Here is a 4,027-nt window from a genome sequence, read left to right on the forward strand (position 1 = left end):
GAACCCCTGCCTGCCGCCCACCCGGCTCCTCTCCCGCCTGACCCGCCGGTCCGCGGAAGGTGCCGCCCGCTGCGCGGTGAGTACCGTCCGCGGCAGCCCGCTGCGGGTGCCGTCCGCTGGTGCCCGCGGAGGGTGCCGTCCGCCGGGAACGGGGCGCGATCCGTCCCCGGCGAGCGGCGTCCGCGAGGCAGGGGGACGGCCCGTCCGGACGTGGTGACCGGTACAGCGGCCGACCTGCCATCGCAGGTGAACCTAACCCGAAAAGAGTTCGGATACAAGCGCTTGCTCGGCATCCGCCCCGAGCCCCGAGCCCGGACGGTCCTACAGCTCGTACTGGATGGCCGCCCGCTGCGCCACGATCGGGGTGATGTACTGGTCGATCACCGCGCGGTGGGCCGGGTGGTCGCGGTAGACCAGGTAGGCGGCCCGGTCGGCGAAGTCCCCGACCACCGCGAAGTCGTAGGCGTCCGGGTTCACGCCCGCGTTCGTCCCGAGGCTGTACTCCCGGATCTCCGGGATGACGCCGGGCAGCTCGCCCAGCTTCTCCGCGACCTCTTCCTGCTGGCCGGTCGTCGTCCCCTCGGCCCACATGAACATCACCACGTGCCGGAAACCACTCATGGCAGCACGCTAGACCGTGCCGAGCCCGGCCGCGACGGTGGCGCCCACCTCCCAGCGCGCGCAGCGCCCCCGTCGCGTCGTCGTCGCCGTGCAGGAAGGGCTCCGAACTGGCGGCGGATTGTCTCTTTCCAAGCACGGGTAATAGACCTGCGGGAGGCCGTCAGCGCGGGACGGGTCACCACCTCCACGCCCTCGATCTCGTCGGTGGACGCGCCGGCGCGCACCGCCTCGACCATCGCCTGGACGGACGGCGACGCGTGTGGTGGACGATCAGGAGCCTCTTCATCACCACGAGCCTAAAATGTTCAGGGGTGACCTCGACTATCACGCGAACGCGCGACCTGACCGGTGAGGCGATGCCGAAGGCGAGCCTCACCGGGAAGATCGCGAAGCGATTCCGCGTTCGCCCAAGCACGGTCAGGGGTGCGAGCCGCTAGGCGAGCGCCCCTGGGCCGGGATTGAGAAAACGCAGGATCTTGGTTTGGGCTGAGCGGAGGTGTCTTCGTGCAAGCAGCGAAATCCGGCCCCGCCGTGCAGCCCCAGCCCGTCTGGCCGCTCGCGCTCGCCACGGTGTCGGTCGCCGCGCTGATCGCGGTGCCGGCCGTCACGGGCGCGCCGCGCTGGCTCGACCGGCTGTCCCTGCTCGTGACGGGCCGTCCGCTCGCCCCGGCGCACGCGTTCGCGCTGGCCCTGGCGTTCGCGCTGGTGGCCCGCGGGGTGCTGCTGCGGCGCCGCGCCGCCTGGTACGGGCTCATCGCGCTCGTGGCCATGGGCCTGCTCGCCGTCATGGCGGGCGACGACGCGCTGTGGCGGCTGCCGCTGCTGGCCGTCGCGCTGATCGTGCTGTGGCTGCGCCGCGAGCAGTTCCCGGTCCGCCCGCACCCCGAGCGGGTGCGCACGGCCGTGAGGACCGGCGCGTTCCTGGTGCTCGCGGCCCTGCTCGGCTCGGTGCTGCTCGGCGGCGTGTCGATCCGGTCAGCCGGGCACGACGTGGCGAGCGGCCTCGGCTCCACCGGAGCGCCGATCGACGGCGCGTCGTGGCTGCCCGGCGTGCTCGGGCTCGCCGGGGCCGCCGGGCTGCTGGTCCTGGTGGTCACGCTGCTGGCGCCCGACCCGGCCCCGCCGCCGGGGACCGAGCTGGAGCGCTCCCGCGTCGCGCATCTGGTCGCGCACCCCGGCTCCGACACCCTCGCGCCGTTCGCGCTGCGCCGCGACAAGGCGTACGTGTTCAGCCCGGACGGGCGGGCCGCGATCGGCTACCGGGTGCTGTTCGGCGTCGCGGTGGCGGGCGGCGACCCGGTCGGCGACCCGGCCTCGCGGGAGGGCGCCGTCCGGGAGTTCCTCGCCCTGTGCCGCCGGACGGGCTGGCGACCCGCGGTCCTGGGCGCCGGCGCCGGCCTGCTGCCCGCCTGGGGCCCGCTGCGCTCGTTCGGCTTCGGCGACGAGGTCGTCGTCCGTCCCGCCGAGTTCACGCTGGCGGGACGGCAGATGCGCAACGTCCGGCAGGCGGTCAGGCGCAGCGCGAACGCCGGGGTCACCTCGGAGATCGTCGCCGAGCGCGACCTGACGCCCGAGCTGCGCGGCAAGCTGCTGGACGTGGCGGCCCGCTCGCTCGGCGGCGCGGCCGAGCGCGGCTTCTCGATGAACCTGGACGAGCTGCTCACCGGCTACCATCCGGGCTCGCTCGTCGCGGTGGCCTACGGCGAGGACAAGGAGCCGATCGCGTTCCAGCGGTACGTGACCGCCGGGGAGGGCATCAGCCTGGACGCGATGCGCCGCGCCCCGGACGGCCCGAACGGCGTCAACGAGCGGCTGATCGTCGAGATGATCGAGTACGCGGGCGAGCACGGCCACGGGGTCGTCTCGCTGAACTTCGCCGCGTTCCGCGAGCTGCTGGAGTCCGATGACCGCGGCCCGCTGGAGCGGGCCGGCTACCGGGCGCTGCACCTGCTCGACCCGCTGATCGCGGTGGAGTCGCTGTACCTGTTCGACCGCAAGTTCAGGCCCGCCTACAAGCCGCGCAGCATCGTGTTCCGGTCGTGGTCCGACATCGTGTGGCTGGCGGCGGCGCTGCTCACCCTGGAGTTCGGCCGGACGCGGACGCGTCCCGCCGCCGCCGTGGAGGAGGCCGCGGGCGAGCCCGCGCACCACTTCGGCCGCTCCTGACCCCGATCGGCTCCTGACCCCTATCGACGAGGCGCCCGGATCCCGGCGGATCCGGGCGCCCCTCCGTTTCCGGCGACCTGTTAGGCTTCCCAAGCGAGCGCTTGTTACGCAATGATGGGGCAGGCGCCGACCCGAAGGAGCCGTGCACGTGGCTGACCGCCCGATGAAGTTCTCGACCTTCCACCTCTTCCACCAGTTCGCGGGCCAGACCGCGCGGGAGGTGTACGACTACCAGATCGAGGTCGTCGAGCTCCTGGAGGAGCTGGGCTTCGACGGGGTGTGGGTCGCCGAGCACCACTTCCGGGACTACGGGGTCGTCCCCAACATCTTCACCCTGCTGGCGAACCTGGCCGCCCGCACCGAGCGGCTGCGGCTCGGCACCGGGATCGTCGTCCTGCCGCTGCACAACCCGATCCACGTGGCCGAGGAGGCCGCGATGGTCGACCTTCTGTCCGGCGGGCGGCTGGAGCTCGGCATCGGACGCGGCTACCAGAGCGTCGAGTTCGAGAACTTCGGGCTCGACCTCGGCGAGGCCCGCGACCGGTTCGACGAGTGCCTCGACATGATCCTCGGCCTGTGGACGCAGGACGGCTTCGAGTACAAGGGCCGCTTCCACGAGACCGGCCGCCCGCTGACGCTGATGCCGAAGTGCGTCCAGCGCCCGCACCCGCCGCTGCACGTGGCCGCCGTCAGCCCCGAGACCGTGGAGCTGTACGCCGCGCGCGGGCTGCCGATCCTCGCCGACCCGGCCGCCCCGTTCAAGAAGATCGCCAAGGCCGCCGAGACCTGGTACGCCACCGCCGCCGCGAACGGCGTCGACACCGCCGGCGCCGAGCTGGTCGCGAGCCGCTCGGTGTACGTCGCGCCCACGCTGGAGCGGGCCCGCGAGGACCAGGCCCGCTTCGAGGCCGGGTTCGACCGGTCGCGGATCTTCAACGCGCAGAGCGCGCCGATCGACCCGGCCACCGGCAGGGCCGCCAAGGGCTTTGAGTTCTACCAGGACCGCTACCTCAAGGGCGGCTCGGTCGACAACGAGTTCCGCTGGAACCAGCTGGAGGTCATCGGCGACCCCGAGCGCGTCATCTCCCAGATCAAGGCGATCCAGGAGATGGGGTTCGGCAACCTCATGTGCGACTTCGGCTCCACCCGTCCGCTCCCGCTGGAGGACATGAAGAAGGTCCTCAGGTTCTTCGCGGCGGAGGTCATGCCCGCCTTCCGCTGACCCTGCGCCCCCGCCCCC

The 4,027-nt window shown here is 72.7% G+C and carries 4 protein-coding genes; 3 read left to right on the forward strand and 1 reads right to left on the reverse strand.

Features of this window, described 5'->3' with window-relative positions; translation table 11 throughout:
* A partial coding sequence (locus E1298_RS49970) for a hypothetical protein (protein WP_207945236.1) occupies nt 1-217 on the forward strand: 217 nt, incomplete at its 5' end.
* 104 nt (nt 218-321) lie between these two features.
* On the opposite strand, the gene E1298_RS44860 is transcribed toward E1298_RS49970, so the two are convergent.
* On the reverse strand, nt 322-621 hold the full coding sequence (locus E1298_RS44860) for a Dabb family protein (protein WP_165975959.1): 300 nt from the start codon (nt 619-621) through the stop codon (nt 322-324).
* 504 nt (nt 622-1,125) lie between these two features.
* Between E1298_RS44860 and E1298_RS44870 the strand changes: the two genes are divergently transcribed.
* Both E1298_RS44870 and E1298_RS44875 read left to right on the forward strand, forming a co-directional pair.
* Nucleotides 1,126-2,787: a bifunctional lysylphosphatidylglycerol flippase/synthetase MprF gene (locus tag E1298_RS44870; RefSeq protein WP_131903474.1), complete on the forward strand. Its 1,662-nt coding sequence runs from the start codon at nt 1,126-1,128 to the stop codon at nt 2,785-2,787.
* Nucleotides 2,788-2,950: 163 nt separating this feature from the next.
* Nucleotides 2,951-4,009 carry an LLM class flavin-dependent oxidoreductase gene (locus E1298_RS44875; protein WP_165975960.1) on the forward strand — a complete coding sequence of 353 codons (1,059 nt, stop codon included), beginning with the start codon at nt 2,951-2,953 and terminating at the stop codon, nt 4,007-4,009.
* Nucleotides 4,010-4,027 lie beyond the last annotated feature (18 nt).

Source organism: Actinomadura rubrisoli, assembly GCF_004349215.1.
In the GTDB taxonomy this organism is placed as follows: Bacteria; Actinomycetota; Actinomycetes; order Streptosporangiales; family Streptosporangiaceae; genus Spirillospora; species Spirillospora rubrisoli.

What these genes read in the sequence shown, in the direction of transcription:
- E1298_RS44860 (WP_165975959.1), bottom strand. Translation starts at nt 621, where the DNA reads ATGAGTGGTTTCCGGCACGTGGTGATGTTCATGTGGGCCGAGGGGACG.
- E1298_RS44875 (WP_165975960.1), top strand. Translation starts at nt 2,951, where the DNA reads ATGAAGTTCTCGACCTTCCACCTCTTCCACCAGTTCGCGGGCCAGACC.